Raw genomic sequence first — 25,751 nt, 5'->3', positions numbered from 1 at the left:
GATGGAAACACTCAAAGTTGCGCTATTGCCACATCAATTAATTGCTGAAGCTCAGTCGTACCTGGGCTATACAGACCATTATCCACTTGCTGCTGAAAATGTGTACTGAAGGCACGCTTTCGATTTTGAGGCGACACTGACAAAGTCGTTAAGCGTAAAAACCACCACCCAGAAATGGCCTGATAAGGAATCACAAAACCTTTAAACTCACGATTTTGTCGTTTTTCAACTAATTGTTCTGCATCATAACTCACGGAAAAAAGTGAACCCGCTGGAATACGAACACCATTCATGAGTACAGGTTTCAAGCTGATACAAGAATGGTTATCCCCCATATTTAATTTTTCCATAAATAAGGGCTGACCGTATTCATCTACAAAAATATTAATTTCACCGCTACGAAATACACGTCGATGTGCAATTTTTAAAAAGAAATTTTCAGCCATTGGACAAGAGCCAACTTTTGGCTTTTTAGCCAGTGCTTGTACTTCAACGATTTGGTTTTCAGTTGACGATTTTGGCAAAATCAGATCTTCAATCAAGGTACAAATAAGCTTACTTTCTTCCAAATTTGCATGTTGCTGAATTTGACGCAAACTTTTTTGAAAATGCAATTCTTTCTGTAAAACCTCGTAAAAGTCTGGGGATTGTTTCAATTGCTGAATATTTTGATTTAAATCTAGATGACGCCAACTAGACAAATCTAAATGATAAGCACGACTATGATCTAAAATTTTGCGTAAACCATGCGTGTCATATTGATCAAAGAGTTTGAGATCTTGAAATTCATGTGATGCACGCGGCAAATTAATATATTCAGCTAACACACGTGTGGCTTGGGTATAGCCACAGCCACGCCGTTCAGTTTGATGTGAGTAATGCTCATTCAACATTTCTGTCAATTTTTCTGACAAAGGATATGTATACTCCTGAAAGAGCCGAACAACTTCATGTGCAGTAGCAGTCATGTATTTAACCAATCAAATCTGTGATTCAATTATAGATTTAAAATAACACTTATGAGTTGATTGATTTCCACTAAGCTCTTGAAATTATGCAAATAAAAATACACTACGCAGAAAATTCACCAACCAATGCACAATTTATTTAGACAGACTGCTGCATTTTAATCCAATCTAATGGATCAACTGCATATTTTCAGTTCAATGTCGCTGCGGAGGAATCGAATAACTCCCTGTTATATGTGCAACGGGCTCATCCACACCTACTGAATACACCAACACTTCACCATAAATTATACTTTTGCCCACTTTTAACAATCGACACTCGCCTATTAAATCTTGATTGGCTTCTGGTTTTCTTAAAAAATTAATATTCATATTGGTCGTGACCGCAAGCCCTACAATCCCGATCTCCCCCAATATTGCCACATATAGCGCAAAGTCAGCCAAAGTCATCATAGTCGGGCCAGAAATCGTATTGCCCGGTCTTAGATCTTGTTCTGTGACATGCCAAATTAAGGTCGCGGTTTGCTGTCCAACTTTTTTAATCGTGCAGTTTTTTAAACTTGGGGCAAATTCACGTTGTAAAAAATCAATAATCGCCTGCTTTCGATGCGGCATAAAAAAATCATCCATAACTTATGCTATGAATGATTTTTAAATCAAATACCCAAAGATTACTATGGCATTTTAGATCTGTTGCAAATGCAATAGAGCCTGTTGAAAAACCTGTTCAGGTGTTTTCGTCGCATCGAGGCGCTTCATGCGTGCAGGCTCATTTTCATGAATTTCAGCAAAACCTGAACGCACTTTCTCAAAGAACGTTGCTTTCTCTTGCTCAAATCGATCCAAAGCGCCTCGTTCACGCGCACGTAACATGCCCGTTTCAATCGGTGCATCTAACCAAAAGGTAATATCTGGCATACGCGCCACAAAACCGTCATTTAAAACTTTCAGTTTTTCTCGGTCCAAACCACGACCTGCACACTGATATGCAAAACTCGAATCTGTAAAACGGTCACATAAAACGATTTTATCTGCAGCCAACGCCGGCAGAATCACGGCTTCTAAATGCTGCGCACGTGCCGCATACATCAGCAATAACTCAGTATCATTACTCATAGTTTCTTCGTGGTTCACTGAAAGCAACAATGAGCGAATTTGCTCTGCCATAGGAGTACCACCCGGCTCACGGGTTAATACCACATCTTTCGCTAAGTTTTGGAAATGCTCATGTAGTTTACGAATCAATGTGGTTTTACCCACACCTTCCGTGCCTTCAAAACTAATAAACATGCTCACTCCTCAATTTTTCGCACGAATTACCGATAAATACTCTTGTACCGCTCGGTTATGGTCTGACAAATTACTGCTAAATTTATGACCACCGTTACCTGTTGCCACGAAATAGATGTTATTTGACGCATCTGGATGCATCGCGGCTTCAATAGCTTTTTGACTTGGCAAAGCAATCGGTGTAGGCGGTAAGCCATTGATCGTATATGTATTATATGCTGTAGGTGTACGTAAATCTTGGCGAGTGATATTGCCTTGGTATTTATCGCCCATACCGTAAATCACAGTTGGATCTGTTTGCAAACGCATCCCTTGTTTGAGACGACGCACAAATACACCAGACACTTGTTCAAGCTCACTATCAATACTGGTTTCTTTTTCAATAATCGATGCCATGATCAAGGCTTCATATTTATCTTTGTACGGTAAATTTTGAGCTCGATTAGTCCAAGCCTGATCTAAGGCTTTGATTTGTCGGTTATATAAATCCTTCAAAATTTTTCGATCAGACTCGCCTTTTGCAAAGAAATACGTATTCGGTGCAAATAATCCTTCAGGGTGTGAATACGGAATGCCGAGCTCTTTTAAGATTTCTGCATACGGTAAATGACTGATGTCATGCGTCACCAAAGGGTCATTTTTTAAAGCATCTATCAGTTGCTTAAATGTCGTCCCTTCGATCACTAAAATTCGATTCATTTGCGCATTTTCAGAATTCGAAATCAACTCCATAACTTCTCGTACACTCATACCTTCATGAATTTCATACACACCTGCTTTTAAGGTGTCATTAATCATGAACTTTTGGTACAACTTCAAAATAATAGGAAAATGAACTTGTTTCTCTTTGGCCAGTCGGTCAATAAAACCTGAATAGGTATCCCCTGCACCAATCGCCAACATTTGCTTTTTGCCTTCCACGGGATAGGCTTTAAATAAACTCGACCACAGTAAAATCGCCACAAGTACAACGATACCAAGTAGCACAACCAAACATGCTTTAAATGGAAAACCTGCTTTGGCAGATTTTTTCTTATTTGTTTTTTTAGACGCGGTGGACATATTAACGAATCTGACTTAATTGAAGTGTTCGGAAAAGTTCAATACAAGCTTGAACATCTAACTCAACCCCATTCAGAGTTGATGCAATTTTCATAGGACTTAAGGCATTACAGAAAAAAACACTCTGAAAATGCGTAATTTCATCCATATTGACGTGACGTTGAGTACATGGAATCTGATGCTGCAGCATCCGTTTTAAAATTTCTGCACGCATAACACCATGCACGCCATTATAACGAAGTTCGGGTGTAATCCATCCTTCATTTGTGCGAATAAAACAATTACTGCTCACACCTTCAACAACTGTACCTTGCACATCCGTCACCAAAGCTTCGCCCCATGGGGTTTGATCCAACTCTGCTTTGAGCATGACTTGTTCTAATCGATTTAAGGACTTTAAGCCCACCAAACTTGGCATGGTTAACCCAATAGCTTGATGTAATACACCACTTTCGACAGTTTCGTACTCAAAATCTGCAACGGTTTTGGGGTAATAAAACACCCAAACATCTGCTGGGTGCTCAGGTAAACTATAGCCACGCTGACCAATACCACGACTCAACACAATTTTTAAAGTGCCATTGACGATATCTTGTTTACGTAACAATTTTAAAGTGTCTTCAATAAGGTTTAAATCTGCATTTAGCTTTAATCGCTCATTGCTCAGTTTTAATCGTGCAATATGCAAAGCTAAAAGTTCTATTTGTCCTTGGCGAATACGTGCCGTGCTAAAACAGCCATCGCCATAGTGAAAGGCTCGATCAAGTAAATTAACTTGTTCTATTTGCTGCGCATTTTTAAAACACTGCATACGTCGTCATCCCAATTACATCACTTTATTTTAAAAAATAATCGCTCAGCATATATTTCTTTTTTGTTCATATTAAATTCTTTTTTAATTATTTTTTCTGCATAAAAACTACAGATATTCTTGCCTCATCCAACAAAACATGTATAAAAATTGAGGACAACATGAATCTATCGAAATTAAAACTTGGGGTTTTGGCTGCATTCATTTCTGCCACAGCATTTAGTGCATCTGCCAAAGATTTCTTAAATGTGTCATATGATCCAACCCGTGAATTGTATGACAACTTCAATAAAGACTTTAGTGTTTACTGGAAAAAAACCACAGGCCAAGACATTAACTTTAAACAATCTCATGGTGGCTCAGGCAAACAGGCTCGTGCAGTTATTGATGGTCTAGATGCAGATGTCGTTACGTTGGCTTTGGCTGCAGATATTGATGAAATTGCTGCACGTGGTTTAGTTGCAAAAGACTGGCAAAAGAAATTTCCGCAAAACTCAACCCCCTATACATCGACCATTGTTTTCTTAGTGCATAAAGGCAACCCGAAAGGCATTAAAGACTGGGGCGATTTAATTAAACCGGGTGTCGACATTATTACCCCGAACCCAAAAACATCCGGTGGTGCGCGCTGGAACTATTTAGCTGCGTGGGCTTGGGCCAAACACCAAGCAGGTGGTAATGATGCAAAAGCCCAAGAATTTGTCCGTCAAATTTATAAGCAAACCAAAGTCCTCGACTCAGGTGCTCGTGGTGCAACAACTACATTCGCTGAACGTGGTATTGGTGACGTGTTATTGGCTTGGGAAAATGAAGCACATTTGGCAGTTCGTGAACAGCCAGGTAAGTTTGAGATTGTGACCCCTTCACTTTCTATCTTGGCCGAGCCACCTGTTGCGATTGTAGAAAAAAATGCTAAGAAAGATGGCAATGAAAATTTAGCCAAAGCGTATTTAAATTATCTGTACTCACCTGCAGGTCAAACTATTGCCGCACAGAACTATTATCGTCCACGTAATGCGGCAGTTTTAGCAAAATATAAAAATGTTTTTAAACCTTTAAAACTCGTCACGATTGATAAAGAGTTTGGTGGTTGGAGCAAAGTGCAGAAAAAACATTTTGAAAATGGTGGTGTCTTTGATCAAATCGTGAAGATCAATAATTCAAAATAATGCTTTAAATACTGAAAAGCATCTTCCTTTCGCATAAGGTCGATGCTTTTTTTTCATAGACATGCCTTTTATCTTTTTTATTCATATAAAATTCGTTTTTAATTATTTTTTATGCATAAAGATTGGCGCTATTCTTCACCCATGTTACAGATAAAGTAAAAATTATTGAGGTTCACATGAGTATTTCCGCAAAGTTAAAATTGGGTGTTCTTGCTGCAGTCATTTCGACAGTTTCTTTTGGCGCAGCTGCAAAAGATTTTTTAAACGTATCTTACGACCCAACGCGTGAACTCTATGAAAGTGTGAATAAAGACTTCAGTAAATATTGGGAAAGCCGTACAGGTCAAAAAATTAATTTTAAACAATCTCACGGCGGTTCAGGTAAACAAGCGCGTGCCGTCATTGATGGCTTAGATGCCGATGTAGTGACTTTAGCACTTGCAGCGGATATTGATGTGATTGCAGAAAAAGCCAAACTTTTACCTGCAGATTGGCAGAAGAAACTTCCACAAAACTCAACGCCATATACTTCAACCATTGTGTTCTTAGTCCGTAAAGGCAACCCAAAAGCAGTTAAAGATTGGGGCGATCTAGTTAAACCAGGCGTGGGTATTATCACCCCAAACCCGAAAACCTCAGGCGGTGCGCGTTGGAACTATTTAGCAGCATGGGCTTGGGCAAAACATCAAGCGGGTGGTAATGATACAACGGCTCAAGAATTTGTCCGTAAAATTTATAAAAACACCAAAGTACTCGATTCAGGCGCACGTGGTTCGACTACGACCTTTGCTGAACGTGGTATTGGTGATGTATTGCTGGCTTGGGAAAATGAAGCACATTTAGCGATTCGTGAACAACCGGGTAAATTTGAAATTGTGACCCCTTCACTTTCAATTTTAGCTGAGCCCCCTGTTGCTGTTTTAGAAAAAAATGCAGAGAAAAAAGGCAATCTTTATTTAGCCAAAGGCTATTTAAACTTCCTTTATTCACCACGTGGTCAGCAAATCGCAGCTCAGAACTTTTACCGTCCACGTAACGCTACAACACTTGCACAATACGCATCAGTCTTTAAACCACTTAAACTCGTAACCATTGATAAAGAATTTGGTGGTTGGGATAAAGTCCAAAAAGCACACTTTGAAAATGGCGGCGTGTTTGACCAAATCGTCAAAGCCAACAATGGAAAATAAGACCATTCATTGACTGAATCAGGAGAACTTGACATGACACATACAGTAATTGTCCCGGGTGTAGGCGGTAGTGAACACGCACATTGGCAATCTTGGTTACAACGTCAGCTCATGTCTAGCTCTCGTGTTCAGCAAAAAGACTGGAATCATCCTGTACTCAAGGACTGGATTAAACAATTCGTTAAAACCGTACGACCTTTACAGGGTGAAATTCAAATTGTGGCGCATAGCTTTGGTTGTTTAACCACGGTGGCAGCATTGGCCTTGTATCCAGAACTCAATAAAAAAATCAAAAATTTAGTTTTGGTTGCGCCAGCCAATCCAGCACGCTTTAGAGAAAAAGGCTTTGCACGCGACAGTACAACGGATTACAAAGCATTTTTTCATCAGCTGAGTATTCGTGTGCCAACAACGATGTTGATTAGTGAAAATGATCCTTGGCTTGGCTTTGAAGATGCAAAACAACTTGCTGATGCTTGGAAGCTCTACCCTGTGAATATGGGCGCTGTGGGTCACATTAATGTTGCATCAGGTTTTGGACCGTTTCCTGAAATTTTCAATTACTTAATTTCAGAAAACCACATGAAACATATCAGCTTTACTGATGAAAACAAGTATTTATTTCAATTTGCTTTTTAAGTACTGAGCATTAAGCTTGTCGCAAAATCATTTATTCAATTTTGCTGACCTTGTAAGTCAGCTTTTCTCATTTTGAGGAGTCAACATGTCGCAGCGATCCCGAGTGCTGCCAGGATTTGGTCTTTCTCTAGGCTTTACCCTAGCGTATTTATCCTTAATTGTGCTCATTCCCCTTTCAGCCGTATTTATTAAATCTTTAGGTATCGGTTGGGACGGACTATGGGAGATTTTAAGCTCAGAACGTATTTTAAAATCGTTACAACTGAGTTTTAGTACCGCCATTATTGCTGCGTTAGTTAATGTGGTTTTTGGTTTGCTCTTAGCATGGTGTTTGGTTCGTTATACCTTCCCGGGTAAACGTATTGTCGATGCTTTGGTTGATTTACCTTTTGCATTGCCAACTGCCGTTGCGGGTATTGCATTAACTTCGTTATATGCACCGACTGGTTGGATCGGTCAGTACCTTGAACCCATTGGCATTAAAGTCGCATATACCCCGATCGGTATTACCTTGGCCCTCATCTTTATTGGTATTCCTTTTGTGGTTCGCACTGTACAGCCTGTACTGAGTGATCTAGAAACTGAACTTGAAGAAGCAGCTTCGGCACTGGGCGCAAACCGCTTTCAGATCGTGACCAAAGTGATCTTACCTATTCTATTTCCTGCGCTGTTAACAGGTTTTGCTTTGGCCTTTGCACGCGGTGTGGGTGAATATGGTTCGGTGATTTTTATCGCAGGTAACCAACCCTTCAAAACTGAAATTGCCCCATTGATGATCATCTCTCGCCTTGAAGAATATGATTATGCAGGCGCGACCACGATTGCTGTTGTGATGCTGGTGATTTCTTTTGCCATTTTATTCTTAATTAACTTGGTTCAAGCATGGGCAAGCCGCCGTACAGGGAGAACTGCACGATGAATACGAACAGTAATGCGCTTGCGGAAAAATTACAGTCGCGTGATGCAACGCGTGAACCGACATGGGTTCGTTATACCCTGATCATCATTGCTTTAATTTTCTTCTTAAGCTGCCTGATTCTGCCATTGGTTTTGGTTTTCGTTGAAGCCTTTAAACAAGGTGTTGGCGTTTACTTCCAAGCACTGGTACATCCAGATACATTATCAGCAGTAAAACTTACGTTACTTACAGCTGTGATTGCCGTACCGTTGAACGTCGTCTTTGGTGTAGCTGCGGCATGGTCTGTTGCCAAGTTTAATTTCCGTGGTAAATCTATTTTAACCACGATTATTGATATGCCATTTTCAGTCTCTCCAGTTATTGCTGGCTTAATGTTGGTATTGATTTTCGGTACTCAAGGTTGGTTAGGCGGCTGGCTGATGGATAACGACATCAAAATTTTGTATGCCGTTCCAGCCATCGTCCTTGCCACTGTGTTTATTACCGTTCCTTTTGTTGCACGTGAGTTGATTCCATTAATGGAAGCTCAAGGGACAGAGGAAGAAGAAGCGGCAATCGTATTGGGTGCTTCAGGTTGGCAGACCTTCTGGAAAGTGACTCTTCCAAATATCAAATGGGGCTTAATCTACGGCGTGATTCTATGTAATGCACGTGCAATGGGTGAGTTTGGTGCTGTTTCTGTGGTTTCAGGTCACATTCGCGGCGAAACCAATACCTTACCGCTACACGTAGAAATCCTTTATAACGAATATACCTTTAGTGCTGCTTTTGCTGTGTCTTCACTATTAGCACTCTTGGCGATTGTCACCCTGATTTTAAAAACATGGGTTGAACTACGTCAGGAACGACAAGACAAGCGTAAAGAAGATTCACAAGTTTCTTAAGGAATGACCTCATGAGTATTCAAGTAAAAAATATTGAAAAACACTTTGGTGCATTCCATGCACTTAAAAATATCTCTTTAGATTTTCCTGATGGCCAGCTCGTTGCGCTGCTTGGCCCATCAGGCTGTGGTAAAACTACCCTGCTCCGTATCATTGCCGGTCTTGAATCTGCCGATGGCGGTCAAGTCATTCTAGAAGGTGAAGATGCCACTAAAGTTCATGTCCGTGAACGTGAAGTTGGTTTTGTATTCCAGCATTATGCACTGTTCCGTCATATGACCGTATTTGACAACATTGCTTTTGGTTTACGTGTACGCCCACGTGCAACACGCCCATCTGAAGCCGAGATCAAAAAGCGGGTTACTCGTTTGCTTGATCTTGTTCAGCTTGGTTTCTTGGCTGACCGTTACCCTGCTCAACTTTCAGGTGGTCAACGTCAACGTATTGCACTAGCACGTGCTTTAGCGGTTGAACCGCGTGTGTTATTACTGGATGAACCTTTTGGTGCATTGGATGCCAAAGTTCGTAAAGAATTACGCCGCTGGTTACGTACCTTACATGACGAACTCCACATCACCTCTATTTTCGTGACCCATGACCAAGAAGAAGCGCTTGAAGTGGCCGATCAAATCATTGTGATGAATAAAGGCAACGTAGAACAGATTGGCTCGCCACGTGAAGTTTATGAAAAACCTGCAACACCGTTTGTATTTGACTTTTTAGGTCAAGCCAACCGTTTTGAAGGTCAAAATAGCAATGGCCTTTTTCAAATTGGTGAAGACCGAATTTTGTTGCCACAAAATGCCAATGCACCGCAAGGCAATGTCATTGCCTTTGCTCGTCCGGATGAACTGCGTATTCATGCACAGCCGCAAGAAAATGCCATCCAAGCGACTTTTGTACGTGAGCTTTGGATTGCAGGTAAAGTCATTGCTGAACTGCATGACCGCCAAGGCAATCTGATCGAAATTTCATTAACGGCTGATGAAGCGAAAGCGCATCAATTCCGCCCAAATCAAACGGTATGGTTAAGTGCAACAAACTTGCATTTATTTGAAAACCAAGTTGCATAAAACAAAAAGTTGGGGCCGTCACAAGCCCCACTTGCTTTTAAGGTAAAATAAAATTATGAATTTCCAACAATTAAGAATTATTCGAGAAACCGTACGTCAGAATTTTAATTTAACAGAAGCATCTGCTGCACTTTACACTTCGCAGTCAGGCGTGAGTAAACACATCAAAGATCTAGAAGATGAACTTGGTGTACAGCTGTTCATCCGTAAAGGTAAACGTTTACTCGGTTTAACCGAACCAGGCCAGTCATTATTGGGTATCGTTGAACGCATGCTTGTAGATGCAGACAACATTAAACGTCTAGCAGATGACTTCAACAAAGTAGATGAAGGGACATTGACGATTGCGACTACACATACGCAAGCACGTTATGTCTTGCCGCCGATTGTGAACCAATTTAAAAAAGAATTTCCAAAAGTTCATCTAATTTTGCAACAAGCAAGCCCTATTGAAATTACAGAAATGCTCCTTCAAGGTGAAGCGGATATCGGGATCGCAACCGAATCATTAACCAATGAAGATAACCTGGCAAGCGTGCCTTACTACAACTGGCAACACAGCATCATTACGCCTAAAGAGCACCCACTGACCCAAAAATCAAATATCACCATTGAAGATTTATCGAACTATCCAATTATTACCTATCACGGTGGTTTTACAGGTCGTTCAAAAATTGATAAAGCCTTTGAAGATTCAGGCTTTGATGTTGATATCGTGATGTCCGCACTTGATGCAGACGTTATTAAAACCTATGTTGAACTTAATATGGGAGTGGGTATTGTCAACGATGTGGCATATGACCCAGAACGAGATTACCGTTTAAAACAAATTCCTACCGATATTTTTGGTGTTAATACCACTTGGATTGCTGTTCGCAAAGGACATTTACTACGCGGTTATGGCTATGAGTTTATTTCTTTATGTTCACCAGATGCCGACATCAAAGCGTTGAAAAAAGTCGCTTACCCAGAAGACTGATAGGCCAATTAACGAATTAAAGAGGACACCTGCTGTCCTCTTTTTTTGGTAAACACATATTTTATCTAGGTTTTCTTGGCTTTATTTTTAAATGTGATTAAAATACATCCAACACAATAAAAATTAAAACCTCATTACTTCCGACCCATAAGCCAGGACTTTATGAAAAATCAATTCGTCGCAGTGGCAGTCGGTATCGTCTGCCCCATACAAATCATGTATGCAGCAGGGATAGAAAACTCGGATCAATCGATCTCGGCCTTTCTTGAACCCGGAAATTATACTGAAGCCAGTTTCGCTTATGTTGATGCTCAAATTGACGGGAAAGTACAGAACCAAGCTTCAATTAGTGAACTAGGCGTAACTGATTTTTCTACAGGGAATCTCGCCCATCAACAATTTTCTGGGAAATTGGCACTCAAAATTCAAGCACATAAAAATATTTCTGCGGGAGTAATTTATGAGCAACCTTTTCATACTGATATCAGTTATCAATATAGTCCTCGCTTACCAGATAGCTCAAATATCGATATTGAAAGCGCCGATATTAACTTTAGAACGCATAACCTAACTGGGCTGGTAGGCTATCAACCTAATAAAAATTGGAATATTTATAGCGGTTTAAGCCTACAAACATTTAAGGCTGATTTAAAAATATCTGGGCAACAATATGCTGCTCTCAATGGCTACCATGCTGATTTTAAACAAGATGAAGCGCTTGGTTGGCTGCTCGGATTCAGTTATCAAATCCCTGAATACGCTATTAAAACTAGCATAACCTATCGTTCAAAAATCAAACATGAAAATAAGACCTCTGAATCAACTTTATATTCAAATGGTCCTTTTCAATTAGTACTTGACACCCATACCTCAATTCAAACGCCACAAAGCGTCAATTTTGATTTTCAAACAGCCATTAGCCCACACAATGTTGTATATGGCACAGTTCGGTGGATTAATTGGAAAGATTTCAACATTCAGCCACCGCAGTTTAATGCCGTGCTTCAATACGCAGCACTCGATCCACATTACCGTGATTTAGCTGATATCCAATTGGTGGAATATCAGAAAGATCAATGGTCAGGAAAGTTAGGGATTGCACATCAATTGAATCCGAGTTGGCTCGCTGCTGCAGAGTTTATTTGGGACAACGGGACAGGAAATGCGGCGTCTACCTTAAACCCAAGTGATGGCTATCGAGGTTTAGGTTTAGGTATGATGCATAAACTTAACCCGAACAATTTTCTAGCGACTGGCTTGTATTATATGAAACTATCAAAACCATCGAATACTGAAACATCTCATATTTCAGGTCTTGCAAGTGTCTCAGACAATGATGCCATGATCTATGGTCTGAAATTTGGTCACAGATTTTAAACGCTTTCTAAAAACAAAAAAAACGAGCCGAAGCTCGTTTTTTTTGTTTCAGTAAGAACTTACCAATGGTAGCTCACACCTACTTTACCTACTGGAAGCCATTCATATTTGTCATCTTGTTCGATGCTACGTTCATGGTCAGCAAGTAATTCGCGGTCAGCAGCAGTACCACCAACAGCCGTTAATTTTGCAGTTGGATTACCAGTGTAATAAGCACCTACTTCACCGAATACGCCCCAGTTTTTATTTAATTTTGGTGCAAAACCAAAACCTAGGTATGGTGCGATATCGTTATCGTAAGACACTTTACCGTTTAGGCGTTCGAAAGAAGTTTCTTTACCATCAATTTCGATTTCACCGCTTTTCGCTGTAGATTTCAAACCATATTCAGTGTCGATATAACCTACACCCGCAGCAACATAAAGACCTTGAGCCCATGGATTAGCACTTGCACCCCAAGGACGAACTTCTGCATTTAAGTAACCAACTTTGTTATCCATATCCATGTCGTATTTTACGCCATCGACAGATAAATCATCAGACCATGAAATATCACCACCGTTATAACCTAATGCAAGGCCGACGTATGGGTTCGCAGTCCAAAGTAACGCACCACCATAACCAGTCGTACCCACTTCTAGACGAGCGCCAGTTGGGATAAGTTGGTTTTGATCAAATGCATAGCCATCATGAACTACAGAGGTATCTGCCATTGCAGTACCTGCAGCAGTAAGTAGAGCAGCTACTGTTAATAAACGTAATGATTTCATGTGTTTCTCCTCAAAATAAACTTTTATTCAGATTTTACAGACTTGTTATATGGCACATGTTAAAAGGAAACACAGCTCAACATTTATGCAAATTTACTGATTTTTTGTTAACTTTTGATACATTTAGATTTTAATATTGATTAATAAAGAGTTTTTGTTTCATTTTTTTAAATATAATAATGATGTTAAGGAACAATTCTGTATATTTTGCGTATTTTTTATACAAACCTTATGAAAATGCTAAATTCATCACTCTTAATTTCTTGGTTTTAGTACTTGCTTAATAATTAATTCCGATCCTAGGCCGATTTACCATCTATTTTTAACTCGATTTAGTGTAAAATCTTGGAAAATTTTTTTCTGGATGGAAGAACATGTCTCAGCTTTCAACAATCATTGAACAAGCGTTTGAAGACCGTGCTAATTTCACTGCAGCTGACTGTCCTGCTGAAGTACGTACAGCAGTAGAAGAAGTGATCGCTGGCCTAGATAACGGTACATTACGTGTTGCTGAAAAAATTGATGGTGAATGGATTGTTCATCAATGGGTGAAAAAAGCCGTTTTGCTTTCATTCAAATTGAACGACAACAAACCAATGGAAGCTTGTGACTTACGCTTCTATGACAAAGTTGACACTAAGTTCTCTGACTGGACTGAAGAACAATTTAAAGCTGCTGGTGTACGTGTAGTACCACCTGCTGTAGCACGTAAAGGTTCTTTCCAAGCAAAAAATGTTGTATTGATGCCTTCATATGTCAATATTGGTGCATATGTTGACGAAGGTACAATGGTTGATACATGGGCAACTGTTGGTTCATGTGCTCAAATTGGTAAAAATGTTCACTTATCTGGTGGCGTTGGTATTGGTGGCGTTCTTGAACCACTTCAAGCGAATCCAACAATTATTGAAGATAACTGCTTCATCGGTGCACGTTCTGAAATCGTTGAAGGCGTAATCGTAGAAGAAGGTTCTGTGATTTCTATGGGCGTATTCATTGGTCAATCGACTAAGATTTATGACCGTGAAACTGGCGAAATCCACTACGGCCGTGTTCCTGCTGGCTCTGTTGTGGTTTCTGGTAGCCTGCCTTCAAAATGCGGCAAATACAGCCTATATGCTGCAGTAATCGTGAAAAAAGTTGACGCGAAAACTCGTGCGAAAACAAGCTTGAACGAATTATTACGCGAAGACTAAGTCTTTATTTCAGCGGAGCATTCGTGTTCCGTGGAGCTTCTATCGCTCCTCGTCTCTACGGTTAGCAATAATCGTAGAGATTTTTTGTTTTTTTATATCTGGTTAATTTTGTTATGAGTACCCTTCGATCTTCCGCTATTCCTGTTTCTGATCCGTCTGCGGGTTTACGTATTACGGAGATTTTTTATTCATTGCAAGGTGAAGCCAATACCGCAGGTTTGCCTACGGTCTTTATCCGCTTAACGGGCTGTCCGTTACGTTGCACTTATTGTGATACAACCTATTCGTTTGAAGGCGGTGAACGCCAATCATTAGAAGAAATTATTCAAACTACTTTAGATTTTAAAACCCCTTATATTTGCGTGACGGGTGGTGAGCCGCTTGCTCAACCGAACGCCCTTCCCCTCATGACTCGTCTGGCCGATTTAGGCTGTGAAGTGTCTTTAGAAACCAGCGGTGCTTTAGATGTGTCTAAAGTTGACCCACGTGTTTCAAAGGTTATGGATTTAAAAACCCCGACATCGGGTGAAGTTGCACGAAACTTGCTTAGCAACTTCGACCATTTAAAACAACATGATCAAATCAAATTTGTGATTTGTAATCGTGAAGACTACGAATGGTCAAAACAGCAAGTTGAGCGCTATCAGCTAAACGAAAAGGTCAGCACTATTTGGTTCTCTCCGGCCTTTGCCGTTGAGAAAGGCGCTGTTCGCTTACCTCAGCTTGCACGTGATTTAGCACAATGGATTTTAGAAGACCATCTCCCTGTTCGCTTCCAATTGCAATTACATAAGTTGCTTTGGAACGATGAAACTGGTCGTTAAGTTTTAAAGAATTATTTGGAGTAATGCATATGCGCCCTCGTGCCATAGTTTTATTGTCTGGCGGCTTAGACTCAACCACTTGTTTAGCTTGGGCTCAAGCACGTTATGAATGTATTGCCTTAAGTTTTATGTATGGTCAACGTTCTACGACAGAACTGGATGCTGCTCGTGAGTTAACTGAGCAGGCTGGTGTAGAACATCGTGTCATTAATATCGATTTAGGTAACTTAGGTGGCTCTGCGTTAACTGACCATAGCATTGAAGTTCCTGATCATGAACAAGCCGGTATTCCTGTAACTTATGTACCAGCGCGTAACACGATTTTCTTGTCATATGCTTTAGCTGCGGCGGAAGTTTTTGGTGCAGAAGCGATTGTGATTGGTATTAATGCAGTTGATTACTCAGGCTATCCAGACTGTCGTCCAGAGTTTATCGAAGCATTTGCCAACATGGCTCGCCTTGCAACAAAGGTTGGCGTTGAAGGAAAACCACTTAAATTTGAAACACCTCTGTTACATTTATCCAAAGCAAATATCATTCGCTTAGGTATAGAACATGGCGTAGACTACAGTCAAACGGTGTCTTGCTATCAAGCAGATGACCAAGGTCGTGCTTGCGGTAAATGCGATAGCTGCCGTCTTCGTAAACAAGGTTTCGTTGACGCAGGTGTTGAAGATCCGACACGTTACATACCGAAATAACAAGGTAGGGTTTATGAAAAATTTAAAATCAAACATTATTCTTTCTGCTGCTTTCTCTGCAGCTGCGTTGTTTGCTTCAGTTGCACACGCTGACAACGACAAGCTTCAACAAGCATATAAGAGCACTAACGTAAAATCTTCGTTAATTAATGTTTGTAAAGAAGAAACTGGCAAAGGTAAAAAACTAACTGCCGCTGAAGTTAGCAAATACTGTACTTGTGCTGTTGAAGCAGATGGTCGTTTAACCAATGCTCAAAAATGGGAAATCCAAAGCACAATCAACCAGAAGAAAAGCCCTGCAACACTCGCTTTTGTTCAAAAACAAAATAAAGACCTTCAAGCATGTTTCGGTCCTCAGTTAACAGGTAAATTAAAAACTTTAACTGAAGAAGCAATGAAATCAGCTCAAACGAAAAAATAATTTTTCGTCTCAAAAAAGCCTGCAATTGCAGGCTTTTTTATTGCTTTAAGTTCAAAGTAAATTCTGTATGATGGTCATATTTCACATACTTTGTTTAAGCCCCTTTAGGGATAAGACACGAAAAAGGAAATCTTCATGACTGAAATTAGCTTACCAAATCAAACCTTTCCAACTACCTCAGGTGAAGTTAACCTTGCGGAACTTAACAATGACTGGCTGATTGTTTACTTCTACCCTAAAGATTCAACACCGGGATGTACGACGCAAGCCATTGGGTTTTCATGCTTAAAAGATCAGTTTGATGCCCTTAATACACCAATCTACGGCATTTCTCGTGACTCAGTTAAAGCCCATCAAAACTTCACTGAAAAGCAAAATCTAAGCATTGATTTAATCAGTGATAAAGAAGAAGTACTATGTCAGCATTTTGATGTAATTAAAGAAAAAAATATGTATGGCAAAAAGGTCATGGGCATCGAGCGTTCAACCTTTATTTTCCATCATGGCAAGCTGGTAAAAGAATATCGCAAAGTCAAAGCTGCAGGCCATGCAGAACAAGTCTTAGAAGATTTAAAAGCACTACAAGCAGCATAAAATAAATGATTTGAGCCTGCTCCTATAGGAATGGGCTCAAACTTAATAAGAGCTTCTAACTAGAGCAATAATGAAATTGCAATTCCCCACATCACAACGCCAATAATAAAGTCTAAAACCTTCCATGCCTTTGCACTTTGGAAGAGCGGTAATAAATAGCGCGCACCAAATCCGAGGACAAAGAAAAATACCCATGAAGCTGTAATTGCCCCAACCGCAAAATATACAGCAGTCGACTCAAACTTCGTTGAAATAGACCCAATCAGCACAACCGTATCGAGATATACATGTGGATTTAACCACGTTAAAGCCAAGCAAATCAGTACCAGTTTCAATAATTTGGTTTCATTCTTCTCACTGGGCGCTAAACTGCTCGAAGTTTTAAAGGCTTGCAGAAAATGTTGTGCTCCATAAACTGCTAAAAAGGTTGCGCCCAAATATTTCGCTACACTCACAATTTCCGGATGACTTTCAACCAATTGGGAGAATCCGAGCACTCCCAGTAAGATGAGTATCGAATCAGAAGTAGCACAAATTGCGCAAAGCCAAAAGACATACTGCTTTTTTAACCCTTGCTTGAGAATAAACGCATTTTGCGCACCAATCGCGATAATTAGGCTAAATCCAATTGCGAGCCCTTGCATATAACTGTGCAACATTTTTAACTACACTTTCAAAGCTTTAAATGAATGTTGCTATTATCCAAGCTAATTGCTAAAAATAAGTATTTATAAATAAATATCAATATAACTAAGTTTTTCTTAGTTTGTGAAATTTCTAATGCTCATAGGTGACTCATGTTACAAAGCAAACATAGCGAAGCTTTTCTTGCAGTTGCTGAAACAGGAAGCTTTGAACAAGCGGCACTGCGTTTAAACATTACGGCATCTGCGGTCACGCTCAGGCTGCAAACCTTAGAAAAGAAATTAGGTCATGTACTCATTGTGCGTGAACGGCCCTGCCGCCCAACACTCGCAGGCCAATCTTTATTGCATTATCTACAACACAGCAAATTACTAGAACATAATTTTCTGCAAAATCTAACAGGACAAACGGCGAATGCTTTCTATCAAGTCAATATTGCAACCAATGCTGACTCACTTGCGACATGGTTGCTTCCGCTACTCAAAGATCTCTTAATTGAAGAAAAAATCGTGATTCATTTTCAGGTCGATGATCAGTCACAAACACATCATTTATTAGAAGCAGGACTAGTCAATGCCTGTGTCACAACAGAATCGGAAGCCATGAAGGGCTGCATTGCAGAATATCTGGGTGAAATGCATTATCGATTTGTAGCAACCCCTGATTTTATCCAAAGATGGTTCGGTCAAGGCGTGACGCGAAATGCCTTAAGGGCTGCGCCTGCACTGATTTTTAATGAGAAAGATGACCTACATACGCAATCGATTCAGAAGAATTTCGGGCTCAATCCTTCACAATATCCGCATCATTTCATTCCCTCTTCAACTGCATTTTTTGATGCCATTACGATGGGCTTGGGCTATGGATGGTTACCCGACTATCAAAGCAAAGACTTATTAGCAGCGGGAAAATTGATAGAGCTTTCAACAGAACTCAGTATTGATTTAGCCTTGTATTGGCATCATTGGAACCAACAATCAATTCAATTACAGAAAATAACTGCTGTTATGCTACAACACGCCAAAGATCATATGTGTTGAAGCCAGCAAAATAGGGTTATTCAATCCGCCATTGGCCTTTAAGTTGTATTAATACTTGCTCCCCTACACCACCAAGTGCTTTACGCATACCAAAATCACTACGTTTAATGGTTGCTAAAGATTGAACATCCAACACTTTTGGATTTTGTGGACTAGGGGCAAGTGTGGTATCAAAGATCACAGGTTTAGTGATGCCACGAATGGTGAGATCCCCTCGAATCATATACTTGGCATAAGCGACTGGTTCGATTTGTTTACTGACAAACTTCACTTGCTTAAATTCAGCAGCATCAAAATATTCGCTCCCCAAGATTAATCCTTTCAAGCTTGGGTTACTAAAACTGATGCTATCCACATCTAACACTAAATGCGCTGAACCTTTATGCGGAACTTCAGGATCAAACTTAAGATTCGACTGAACCTTATTAAAGCGTCCTTCAACAATAGATAAGCCCACAGATTTAATGCCAAATGTGACCTGACTATTAGGCGTTAGCGTCCATTCAGCAGCATGTAGGGGAAATACGCAGCATAAAGCGAAGGCTCCCATATATTTTGCTAACGTTCCGTGACGCAAATTCATGTTTTTCTCCTGAATAAAACACAGCCTAAAATCACTGCAATGTTTATTTTTTTACTCCATTGTGGTGGTAGAAATTTAGCGTTTTTTTATAGCAGATTTGTTTTATCCTGAGTCATAAATTTGTGTTGAAGTTGTTTATAAATGTCTGTCTGTTGAAATTTTTGCAAAAAATCAATGGTACCTTTAGGAAAGGCATCTCGTTCAATTTCACCACGAAAATACGCTTCACGTACTGGTGTCGCAGAAATCGCCCCTTCTAGACTATCCAGCTCAACCATTTTCCACTCGGGGAAGAATTTTAAATAATAAGAAGAATCATCTTTAAAATGCCCGATCAAACCGACTTTTGCATTCGTTTCAACTACATCATCTACCAAAGATTTGACTAACTTTTGCCATTTTTCATCGTTATATACATCAATCACATGCACAAACTTGATTCGCTTCTGATCTTGCTTTGAAAAATTCGACAAGATCATTCGCTCACGTTCTGTCGCTAAAAATGGATTTTTGATATTACGTTCATTTTGCGCCGAACCCAGTGCTAAAAGCACATATTGACTTTGTTGTAAGGCAATTTTAATGGTTTGCAAATGCGCTAAATGGAACGGCTGAAAACGCCCAATGAAAACCAAATAATCAAATGTATATTTCATATCAAATCAAACTTTTTATGAACTGAGCAGTTGTGCCACAGGCTGAAATATGCGACATAATGTCGAGCATAAAATCAAAACGAAACTTTTACGCAAGGATAGTACGATGACACTGAGCTGTATTCAACAACCCCATGAACATTTGAATGCGAATTTGGACAATGGCGTACTGACCTTAGCCATTAACCGACCTCAGGCGAAGAACGCGCTGTATACAGAATTATATCTGTGGATTGCAAAAGCATTAGATGAAGCTGATCAAGATACTTCAGTGCGTGTAGTAATACTCCGTGGTCAAGATGCAGACTTCAGTGCGGGCAATGACATGCAAGATTTTATTAAATCTGCTGCTCAAAAAGGACAAGCTCCAGCTTCAGAAGGCGCACCTTTTATTTTGTTAAAATCTGCTGCTCAATTTTCTAAGCCGCTGATTGCTGCGGTTCGCGGTGTTGCCATTGGGATTGGTGTTACGATTCTGCTTCATTGCGATCTTGTCTACAGCGACAATACTGCCCTATTCCAAATTCCGTTTGTGAGCCTTGGTCTATCGCCTGAAGGTGCATCGAGCAAGCTATTGGTTCAACAAGCCGGCTACCATAAAGCGGCGGAATTACTGTTAACTGCTCAGAAGTTTGATAGTGCGACAGCGCTTTCAGCAAATTTGGTCAATAGCATTGAAGAAGATGCTTATGCGACAGCTGCGAAAAAAGCAGCACAGTTATCTGCACTTCCACTAGCATCTTTGGTTCAATCAAAAGCATTAATGAAACATAATGTAGATGAAATCGTGGCATGGATTGACCATGAAGCTGAAATTTTCATGGATCGAGTAGGCTCTCCAGAAATGATGGAAGCTGTTGCCGCCTTTATGCAAAAACGCAAACCTGACTTCTCTCAGTTCAATTAATGTTTTAATGGAACTAAAAAACCACTCATATTTGGGTGGTTTTTTTCATCTCAGCCCCAATCTATTTTCTAAATTAAAAAACTGGATGTTTCCACATGACTGCAGTATCACAAACTGAAACTAAACCTGAAAAGAAACGCTACTACGAGCCTGCGCCTGAAGGCATCGATATCGAGAATTTTAAAAAAGTTGTACAAAGCCGTCGTTCTGTACGTAAGTTTACCGACAAGGCCATTCCAAACGACGTTTTAGATGAATGCTTAGACCTCGCCTTACTTGCACCCAATTCATCGAATTTACAACCGTGGACATTCTACGTCGTTCAAAACCCTACAAAGAAAAAACAATTAGTGAAAGCTTGCTTAGGGCAACTAGCTGCAAAAACTGCTGCTGAATTGATTGTCTGTGTCGCGCGTACCGACCGTGTAGATGAAATGGCAAAACGGAATATTTCGGAATTTCCATTTCCTGAAGCACCTGCAGCGGTACAGAAGTATTACAAGTTTATTCCTTATAACTATAAAACTGGTTACTTCAACGCCCTAGGTAACTTTAAGAAAGTTGCTTTCAAAGTTGCACGTACACTGGATAAACAATTGCCTGTAACAGCTTTTAATGAAGCAGATGCAAAACTTTGGGCGAGCAAAACCACAGCATTGGCTTGTGAAAACTTAGTTTTGGCTTTACGTGCCTATGGTTTTGACAGTTGTATGATGGAAGGTTTTGATGAACCTTTGGTGAAGAAGATTTTAGGATTAAATGCCCAGCAATACCCAGTGATGGTGATTGGTGCAGGTGAACGTGCTAAAGATGGTGTGTTCTTCCCGCAGTATCGTTTTGACCGTGATTTATTTATTCAGAAGGTTTAACTTGCTTTCAATTGAATACTCACAACCTCAATTAGCTACGTGACTTTAGTGTATAACGCGTAGGTATTACGTTACTTTGAAGGATCAAAGTAACCAAAATCCCTTGTTAGACAGAAGATTCATCCTTGAATCTCTGTCTAACGGGTGACATCCATGTCACCCTTCGTGTATCTACTTTTTTCTATAACTTAAAAATTTAAAAGCATCATTAAAATTGAATATCCACCATTTGAATAAACTCAAATGCCGGCTCTTCATAAGGATGACTTACTTTTAAAGCCCTTGCGACCTCACTCGCCTTTCCTTCAGGCACAATCGTTTCCACTCGCCATTCAGGGATAGACTCTAGCTGCTCCAACTCACCAATAAATGGATTTGCACCTTTTACAGGTTTAAATTGCCCTGTACCTAGCACTTGCCAAGCACAGTGTTCATAGTTACCAATACCGCCTGCACCCGCTTCAAATACGGCCAATTTAGTCGACTCTAAGTGAGACTCAGGTACATAATAAATCAGTTTTAACATTGGCTATTCCAGACGCTATTGTGCAGTTACATTATTTAAAGCACTGTAAATCATTTTCAATGCAACATTATTCGATGCATGCGGATAGGTTGCATATAAACCTAGTTTCGGTAATTCCACATCTGTTTGAATAACTTTAACCGAATCATTTAAAAACTTGAGTAAATATTCGGGCACAAAACTCAGGCCCATTCCCATATTAATCAAATTTAAATGCTGCATGACATTTGTTACCCACAGCATATGATCATGTTGATGCTGATCAAAAGGAATCAAGGCATTTAAGGTATCGTAAAACACAGGAGAAGCATTTTGCTCACACATAATAATGGTGTGATTTTTTAATTCTTGAAGTTTTAAGATTCGATCTGATGGATGCAGATGCGCTGCACCGACTAGATAGATCTGCTCACTTAAAACCTGAATATTGGTAAAGTCGTCATGACTTAAGTGATAACGAGTAAAGCTAATATCCAATTCAGTATTTTTTAGTTTTTGAATCTGCTCTGTACACGTCAAGCTATGTAAATGAATTTTCAAATCAGGGATATGTTGTTTTAATTGCGCCAAAATACTCGGCATAATTTTCAATTCTGCGACATTTAAAAAGCCAATATGTATTTGATTATTTTTGGCTTGCGCCACGTGGCGAGCTGCAGCTATAGCTTGTTTGGCATTTTCAAGTGCTTGCTCTGCATATTTCAGAAAAGCCTGCCCTTCGTCGGTCAGTAAGACTTTACGAGCAGAACGTTCAAATAATTGCACCCCAACCTCCTGCTCTAAGTCTTTAATTTGCTGACTGAGCGATGGTTGTGCTGTAAATAGTTTTTCCGCTGCCTTAGTGAAACTCTGTTCTTTCGCCACCGTCACAAAATAACGTAAATGTCGTAATTCCATTCGCTTCACTCCACACACTCACTACATCACCCGTGTCATGCAGTCAAAATACCAATAGATCTATAGTTTATATGAATATCCATTCTACTCGGAAAATCATTTGCCTAGACTGCGGACTATTCCAAGTTTGCGCTTCACATACACATGGAGTTTTGTATGACACAGCAATACGATACCGATGTTCTGATTATTGGCACAGGGCCTGCAGGTTCTACTTTAGGTTTAGCCTTGGCAAATTACGGTATTCAGGTTCAGCTTTTTACCCAATTTAATTGGTTAGCCAATAGTCCTCGTGCCCATATTACCAACCAACGTGCGATGGAAGTGTTACGTGACTTAGGTATCGAAGAACAGGTCAAAAAAATTGCAACGCCTTGGGAACAGATGGGTGAAAGCCTCATTACCACGAGCCTTGTCGGTGAAGAAATTGCCCGTATGAGTGCTTGGGGAACCGGTGATGAACGTCATGGCGATTATATTAAAGGCAGTCCTTGTCCATTGGTCGATCTCATTCAGCCGAAAATGGAAGCTTTGTTGGTAAAAAATGCGGCTGAACGTGGTGCGATTTATAATTTTAATACTGAATATTTATCACATATACAAGATGAACATGGCGTAACAGCAACCTTTTTAAATCGTATTACAAATACTGAATTCAGCTTACGTGCCAAATATTTGGTCGGTATGGATGGGGCAAAATCCAGAGTCCTTGAACAGCTTGATTTACCCCTTGAAGGGGTGATGTCTCGTGCAGGTACAGTCTATGTAACCTTTAAAGCTGATCTTTCTAAATACGTGCAACACCGCCCTGCTATTTTGCAATGGATTGTTAACCCTGAAGCCAGCTTTGGTGATCTGGGTATGGGCTTACTCCGTGCCATTACACCTTGGAATGAATGGATTATGGGTTGGGGCTTTGATATTTCCAAGGGCGAACCACAAGTCACCGAAGAACAAGTTCGTGCGCGTCTAAATGCCTTTGTCGGTGCTGAAGTTGAAAATGTCGAGATTCAAAAACTATCTTATTGGTATGTGAACCAAACATGGGCAACTGAATACTCGAAAGGTCGTGTATTCTGCGGCGGTGATGCGGTACATCGTCATCCACCATCAAGTGGCTTAGGTTCAAATACCTGTATGCAAGATGCTTTTAACCTCGGTTGGAAATTGGCATATGCCATTAAAGGTTGGGCTGCTCCTACTCTACTTGATTCTTATACATTAGAGCGTGCGCCTGTTGGCAAGCAAATCGTGGCGCGTGCCAATCAATCTCGCTTTGACTATAAGCATCTCAAAGAGGTATTTGGTTTTGACCAAGGCATCACAACTCAAGCTCAAATGATGCAACGTATTTTTGCGAAAGATGAACAAGCTGCAGAAATTCGTCAAAAGCTATATCAAGCCTTAGAAATTAAAAACTTTGAATTTAATGCCCAAGGTGTAGAGTTGAATCAGCGCTATACATCCAATGCCATAATTGCTGAATCTGAGCCTGAGATCTTTGCCAAAGATCAACAGCTTTACTTGCAAGCAACCACGCGTCCAGGGGCTAAAGTTCCACATACTTGGATTATTGATGCCAAAGGCGATAAGCAATCAACTTTAGATATTACAGGGCATGGTCGTTTCACCCTACTGACAGGTCTTTCAGGAAAAGGTTGGAAATCTGCTGCTGAATCGTTGAATCTACCTTATTTAGATGTGATTCAAATTGGTTCCCGTGAATACCGTGATGTGTACGGTACGTGGAATGCTAAATCTGAAATTCATGAATCAGGCACTGTCTTAGTTCGTCCAGATGGTTATGTGGCTTGGCGATACCAAGACAGTACCAATACTGCTTTTGATTTTGAAAATACGTTGAAGGCGGTGCTGAAGCAGATTCAATTGGCTGTTTAATCAAAAAACCACCTTCGGGTGGTTTTATTAATTCAATATTTTAGGATTTTTCTTTCCAACAATGTTGTTTTTTTTCTACACCTAATTCAGCTTTATCTAACAACAATACTAAATTTTGTGTTCGATTATTTGAACTTTTTGGCACAAAACTATTTTGACTATATCCATTTTTATAAACGCAAATCGACCAACTATATTTTGCTGGAAATATATGAATAAATTGCAAACTTTTCTCTGCAGAAAATGTAGCAATTCCGTCCTGTGTTTTTTTTAATGTAGATTCAGTAAAAGACTTGCCTTGCCATGTTGTAAGATTTAAAAATACTTCTGCATCGTCCAACTTTTCATTTTGCTCATTGATAACAGTTATATTAATTTTCGGATGCTTCGTTTTTAAAATAGGAAAGCACCCACTTAACAATGTTGACGGAAACATAAAGCCTAAAAGTAAAAATATTTTTATATCTTTTAATAATACAAATTGTTTAAAGCTCATTATTAATTTTTGCAGTTTTTTAATTATGCATTAGTTTACATAAAAAACCGCCTCACGGCGGTTTCAATTGTTCAAATATTACATCTGTAAAACATAACCCAAAACTAAAAACACCAACTGCAAACACACGACTGCACCAAAAAGCTTCCAGCCCTTTCTACGCAACGCAGACTTATCCACTGCCGAATATTCCACTGTTTTAATCATGTCATCACCTCATCATGAGTGTTGATACTGAACTCGTTTAGTTATCCATCTTTCTTTTATCTTGCTATCTTTTATCTTGCATAGTTATTGTGCATAAAATACACACTAGCATGATTCCACAAATATAAAAGCAAAATCTAAACCAAGTTCAGCGGGAGA

The 25,751-nt window shown here is 39.9% G+C and carries 30 protein-coding genes; 17 read left to right on the top strand and 13 right to left on the bottom strand.

The window, feature by feature from the left end; all coding sequences use genetic code 11:
• Positions 1–11: 11 nt before the first annotated feature.
• From MST18_RS05310 to pabC, 5 genes are all read right to left on the bottom strand, one after another.
• A complete protein-coding gene (locus MST18_RS05310) occupies positions 12–968 on the bottom strand; it encodes a hypothetical protein (RefSeq protein ID WP_180132885.1) in 957 nt (318 codons plus the stop codon).
• A gap of 195 nt (positions 969–1,163) precedes the next feature.
• On the bottom strand, positions 1,164–1,583 hold the full coding sequence (locus MST18_RS05305; RefSeq protein WP_180132886.1) for a PaaI family thioesterase: 420 nt from the start codon (positions 1,581–1,583) through the stop codon (positions 1,164–1,166).
• Between the two features lie 69 nt (positions 1,584–1,652).
• Complete coding sequence (gene tmk, locus MST18_RS05300) at positions 1,653–2,258, bottom strand: dTMP kinase (protein ID WP_180132887.1); 606 nt, start codon at positions 2,256–2,258, stop codon at positions 1,653–1,655.
• A 9-nt stretch (positions 2,259–2,267) separates the two neighbouring features.
• The gene (mltG, locus tag MST18_RS05295; RefSeq protein WP_180132888.1) at positions 2,268–3,320 is read right to left on the bottom strand and encodes an endolytic transglycosylase MltG; all 1,053 of its coding nucleotides are present in this window, start codon (positions 3,318–3,320) and stop codon (positions 2,268–2,270) included.
• 1 nt (position 3,321) lies between these two features.
• The gene (pabC, locus tag MST18_RS05290) at positions 3,322–4,131 is read right to left on the bottom strand and encodes an aminodeoxychorismate lyase (RefSeq protein ID WP_180132889.1); all 810 of its coding nucleotides are present in this window, start codon (positions 4,129–4,131) and stop codon (positions 3,322–3,324) included.
• A 161-nt stretch (positions 4,132–4,292) separates the two neighbouring features.
• Here pabC and MST18_RS05285 point away from each other — a divergent pair, with 161 nt between their 5' ends.
• The 8 genes from MST18_RS05285 to MST18_RS05250 all read left to right on the top strand — a co-directional run bounded on the left by MST18_RS05285 (position 4,293) and on the right by MST18_RS05250 (position 12,361).
• Positions 4,293–5,300 carry a sulfate ABC transporter substrate-binding protein gene (locus MST18_RS05285; protein WP_180009950.1) on the top strand — a complete coding sequence of 336 codons (1,008 nt, stop codon included), beginning with the start codon at positions 4,293–4,295 and terminating at the stop codon, positions 5,298–5,300.
• A gap of 176 nt (positions 5,301–5,476) precedes the next feature.
• Positions 5,477–6,490 (top strand): sulfate ABC transporter substrate-binding protein, encoded by a 1,014-nt coding sequence (locus tag MST18_RS05280; protein ID WP_078192016.1) that lies wholly within the window; start codon positions 5,477–5,479, stop codon positions 6,488–6,490.
• Between the two features lie 33 nt (positions 6,491–6,523).
• Positions 6,524–7,129 (top strand): alpha/beta hydrolase, encoded by a 606-nt coding sequence (locus MST18_RS05275; protein WP_180132890.1) that lies wholly within the window; start codon positions 6,524–6,526, stop codon positions 7,127–7,129.
• Positions 7,130–7,214: 85 nt separating this feature from the next.
• Positions 7,215–8,048: a sulfate ABC transporter permease subunit CysT gene (gene cysT, locus MST18_RS05270; RefSeq protein WP_180102948.1), complete on the top strand. Its 834-nt coding sequence runs from the start codon at positions 7,215–7,217 to the stop codon at positions 8,046–8,048.
• Positions 8,045–8,932: a sulfate ABC transporter permease subunit CysW gene (gene cysW, locus MST18_RS05265; RefSeq protein WP_078192018.1), complete on the top strand. Its 888-nt coding sequence runs from the start codon at positions 8,045–8,047 to the stop codon at positions 8,930–8,932. The genes cysT and cysW overlap by 4 nt, the downstream gene beginning before the upstream one ends.
• Before the next feature lie 11 nt (positions 8,933–8,943).
• Positions 8,944–10,005, top strand: coding sequence for a sulfate/molybdate ABC transporter ATP-binding protein (locus tag MST18_RS05260; protein ID WP_180007626.1), 1,062 nt, complete (start codon positions 8,944–8,946; stop codon positions 10,003–10,005).
• Between the two features lie 55 nt (positions 10,006–10,060).
• Positions 10,061–10,984 (top strand): CysB family HTH-type transcriptional regulator, encoded by a 924-nt coding sequence (locus tag MST18_RS05255; protein ID WP_078192020.1) that lies wholly within the window; start codon positions 10,061–10,063, stop codon positions 10,982–10,984.
• A 162-nt stretch (positions 10,985–11,146) separates the two neighbouring features.
• Positions 11,147–12,361 (top strand): OmpP1/FadL family transporter, encoded by a 1,215-nt coding sequence (locus MST18_RS05250; RefSeq protein WP_257227499.1) that lies wholly within the window; start codon positions 11,147–11,149, stop codon positions 12,359–12,361.
• Between the two features lie 59 nt (positions 12,362–12,420).
• Here the strand turns inward: MST18_RS05250 and carO are convergent, their stop codons facing one another.
• Positions 12,421–13,131, bottom strand: a complete 711-nt coding sequence (gene carO, locus MST18_RS05245; protein WP_180023341.1) for an ornithine uptake porin CarO — start codon at positions 13,129–13,131, stop codon at positions 12,421–12,423.
• Positions 13,132–13,505: 374 nt separating this feature from the next.
• Between carO and dapD the strand changes: the two genes are divergently transcribed.
• From dapD to MST18_RS05220, 5 genes are all read left to right on the top strand, one after another.
• Positions 13,506–14,327 (top strand): 2,3,4,5-tetrahydropyridine-2,6-dicarboxylate N-succinyltransferase, encoded by an 822-nt coding sequence (gene dapD / locus MST18_RS05240; RefSeq protein ID WP_078192022.1) that lies wholly within the window; start codon positions 13,506–13,508, stop codon positions 14,325–14,327.
• A 113-nt stretch (positions 14,328–14,440) separates the two neighbouring features.
• Positions 14,441–15,151, top strand: a complete 711-nt coding sequence (gene queE / locus MST18_RS05235; protein ID WP_180132891.1) for a 7-carboxy-7-deazaguanine synthase QueE — start codon at positions 14,441–14,443, stop codon at positions 15,149–15,151.
• 29 nt (positions 15,152–15,180) lie between these two features.
• Entirely contained in the window at positions 15,181–15,852 is a 672-nt protein-coding gene (queC, locus tag MST18_RS05230; RefSeq protein WP_180022497.1) for a 7-cyano-7-deazaguanine synthase QueC, read from the top strand.
• A 13-nt stretch (positions 15,853–15,865) separates the two neighbouring features.
• Positions 15,866–16,273 (top strand): hypothetical protein, encoded by a 408-nt coding sequence (locus MST18_RS05225; RefSeq protein WP_180132892.1) that lies wholly within the window; start codon positions 15,866–15,868, stop codon positions 16,271–16,273.
• 135 nt (positions 16,274–16,408) lie between these two features.
• Positions 16,409–16,867 (top strand): peroxiredoxin, encoded by a 459-nt coding sequence (locus tag MST18_RS05220; protein WP_111883962.1) that lies wholly within the window; start codon positions 16,409–16,411, stop codon positions 16,865–16,867.
• 59 nt (positions 16,868–16,926) lie between these two features.
• Here the strand turns inward: MST18_RS05220 and MST18_RS05215 are convergent, their stop codons facing one another.
• Positions 16,927–17,526 (bottom strand): LysE/ArgO family amino acid transporter, encoded by a 600-nt coding sequence (locus tag MST18_RS05215; protein ID WP_180132893.1) that lies wholly within the window; start codon positions 17,524–17,526, stop codon positions 16,927–16,929.
• 138 nt (positions 17,527–17,664) lie between these two features.
• On the opposite strand from MST18_RS05215, the gene MST18_RS05210 reads away from it, so the two are divergent.
• Positions 17,665–18,552 (top strand): LysR family transcriptional regulator ArgP, encoded by an 888-nt coding sequence (locus MST18_RS05210; RefSeq protein ID WP_078192026.1) that lies wholly within the window; start codon positions 17,665–17,667, stop codon positions 18,550–18,552.
• Between the two features lie 16 nt (positions 18,553–18,568).
• On the opposite strand, the gene MST18_RS05205 is transcribed toward MST18_RS05210, so the two are convergent.
• Both MST18_RS05205 and MST18_RS05200 read right to left on the bottom strand, forming a co-directional pair.
• Complete coding sequence (locus tag MST18_RS05205; protein WP_078192027.1) at positions 18,569–19,135, bottom strand: YceI family protein; 567 nt, start codon at positions 19,133–19,135, stop codon at positions 18,569–18,571.
• A gap of 86 nt (positions 19,136–19,221) precedes the next feature.
• Positions 19,222–19,791 carry a nicotinate-nicotinamide nucleotide adenylyltransferase gene (locus MST18_RS05200; RefSeq protein WP_180132894.1) on the bottom strand — a complete coding sequence of 190 codons (570 nt, stop codon included), beginning with the start codon at positions 19,789–19,791 and terminating at the stop codon, positions 19,222–19,224.
• 106 nt (positions 19,792–19,897) lie between these two features.
• On the opposite strand from MST18_RS05200, the gene MST18_RS05195 reads away from it, so the two are divergent.
• Complete coding sequence (locus MST18_RS05195; RefSeq protein ID WP_180132895.1) at positions 19,898–20,698, top strand: enoyl-CoA hydratase-related protein; 801 nt, start codon at positions 19,898–19,900, stop codon at positions 20,696–20,698.
• Between the two features lie 95 nt (positions 20,699–20,793).
• The gene (locus MST18_RS05190; RefSeq protein WP_180132896.1) at positions 20,794–21,567 is read left to right on the top strand and encodes a nitroreductase family protein; all 774 of its coding nucleotides are present in this window, start codon (positions 20,794–20,796) and stop codon (positions 21,565–21,567) included.
• A gap of 208 nt (positions 21,568–21,775) precedes the next feature.
• Here MST18_RS05190 and MST18_RS05185 read toward each other — a convergent pair whose 3' ends face one another.
• Entirely contained in the window at positions 21,776–22,093 is a 318-nt protein-coding gene (locus MST18_RS05185; protein WP_180132897.1) for an NGG1p interacting factor NIF3, read from the bottom strand.
• A gap of 15 nt (positions 22,094–22,108) precedes the next feature.
• Entirely contained in the window at positions 22,109–22,990 is an 882-nt protein-coding gene (locus MST18_RS05180; RefSeq protein WP_180083924.1) for a LysR family transcriptional regulator, read from the bottom strand.
• 156 nt (positions 22,991–23,146) lie between these two features.
• Here MST18_RS05180 and MST18_RS05175 point away from each other — a divergent pair, with 156 nt between their 5' ends.
• Positions 23,147–24,889 (top strand): FAD-dependent monooxygenase, encoded by a 1,743-nt coding sequence (locus tag MST18_RS05175; protein ID WP_180132898.1) that lies wholly within the window; start codon positions 23,147–23,149, stop codon positions 24,887–24,889.
• A 40-nt stretch (positions 24,890–24,929) separates the two neighbouring features.
• Here the strand turns inward: MST18_RS05175 and MST18_RS05170 are convergent, their stop codons facing one another.
• The gene (locus MST18_RS05170; RefSeq protein ID WP_180007616.1) at positions 24,930–25,385 is read right to left on the bottom strand and encodes a hypothetical protein; all 456 of its coding nucleotides are present in this window, start codon (positions 25,383–25,385) and stop codon (positions 24,930–24,932) included.
• Positions 25,386–25,463: 78 nt separating this feature from the next.
• Entirely contained in the window at positions 25,464–25,592 is a 129-nt protein-coding gene (locus MST18_RS05165; RefSeq protein WP_257223191.1) for a KGW motif small protein, read from the bottom strand.
• Positions 25,593–25,751: the final 159 nt, after the last annotated feature.

This window comes from Acinetobacter sp. YH12068_T, assembly GCF_024606005.1.
Classification (GTDB): domain Bacteria; phylum Pseudomonadota; class Gammaproteobacteria; order Pseudomonadales; family Moraxellaceae; genus Acinetobacter; species Acinetobacter amyesii.
This window is presented reverse-complemented; position numbering and strand designations above follow the sequence as displayed.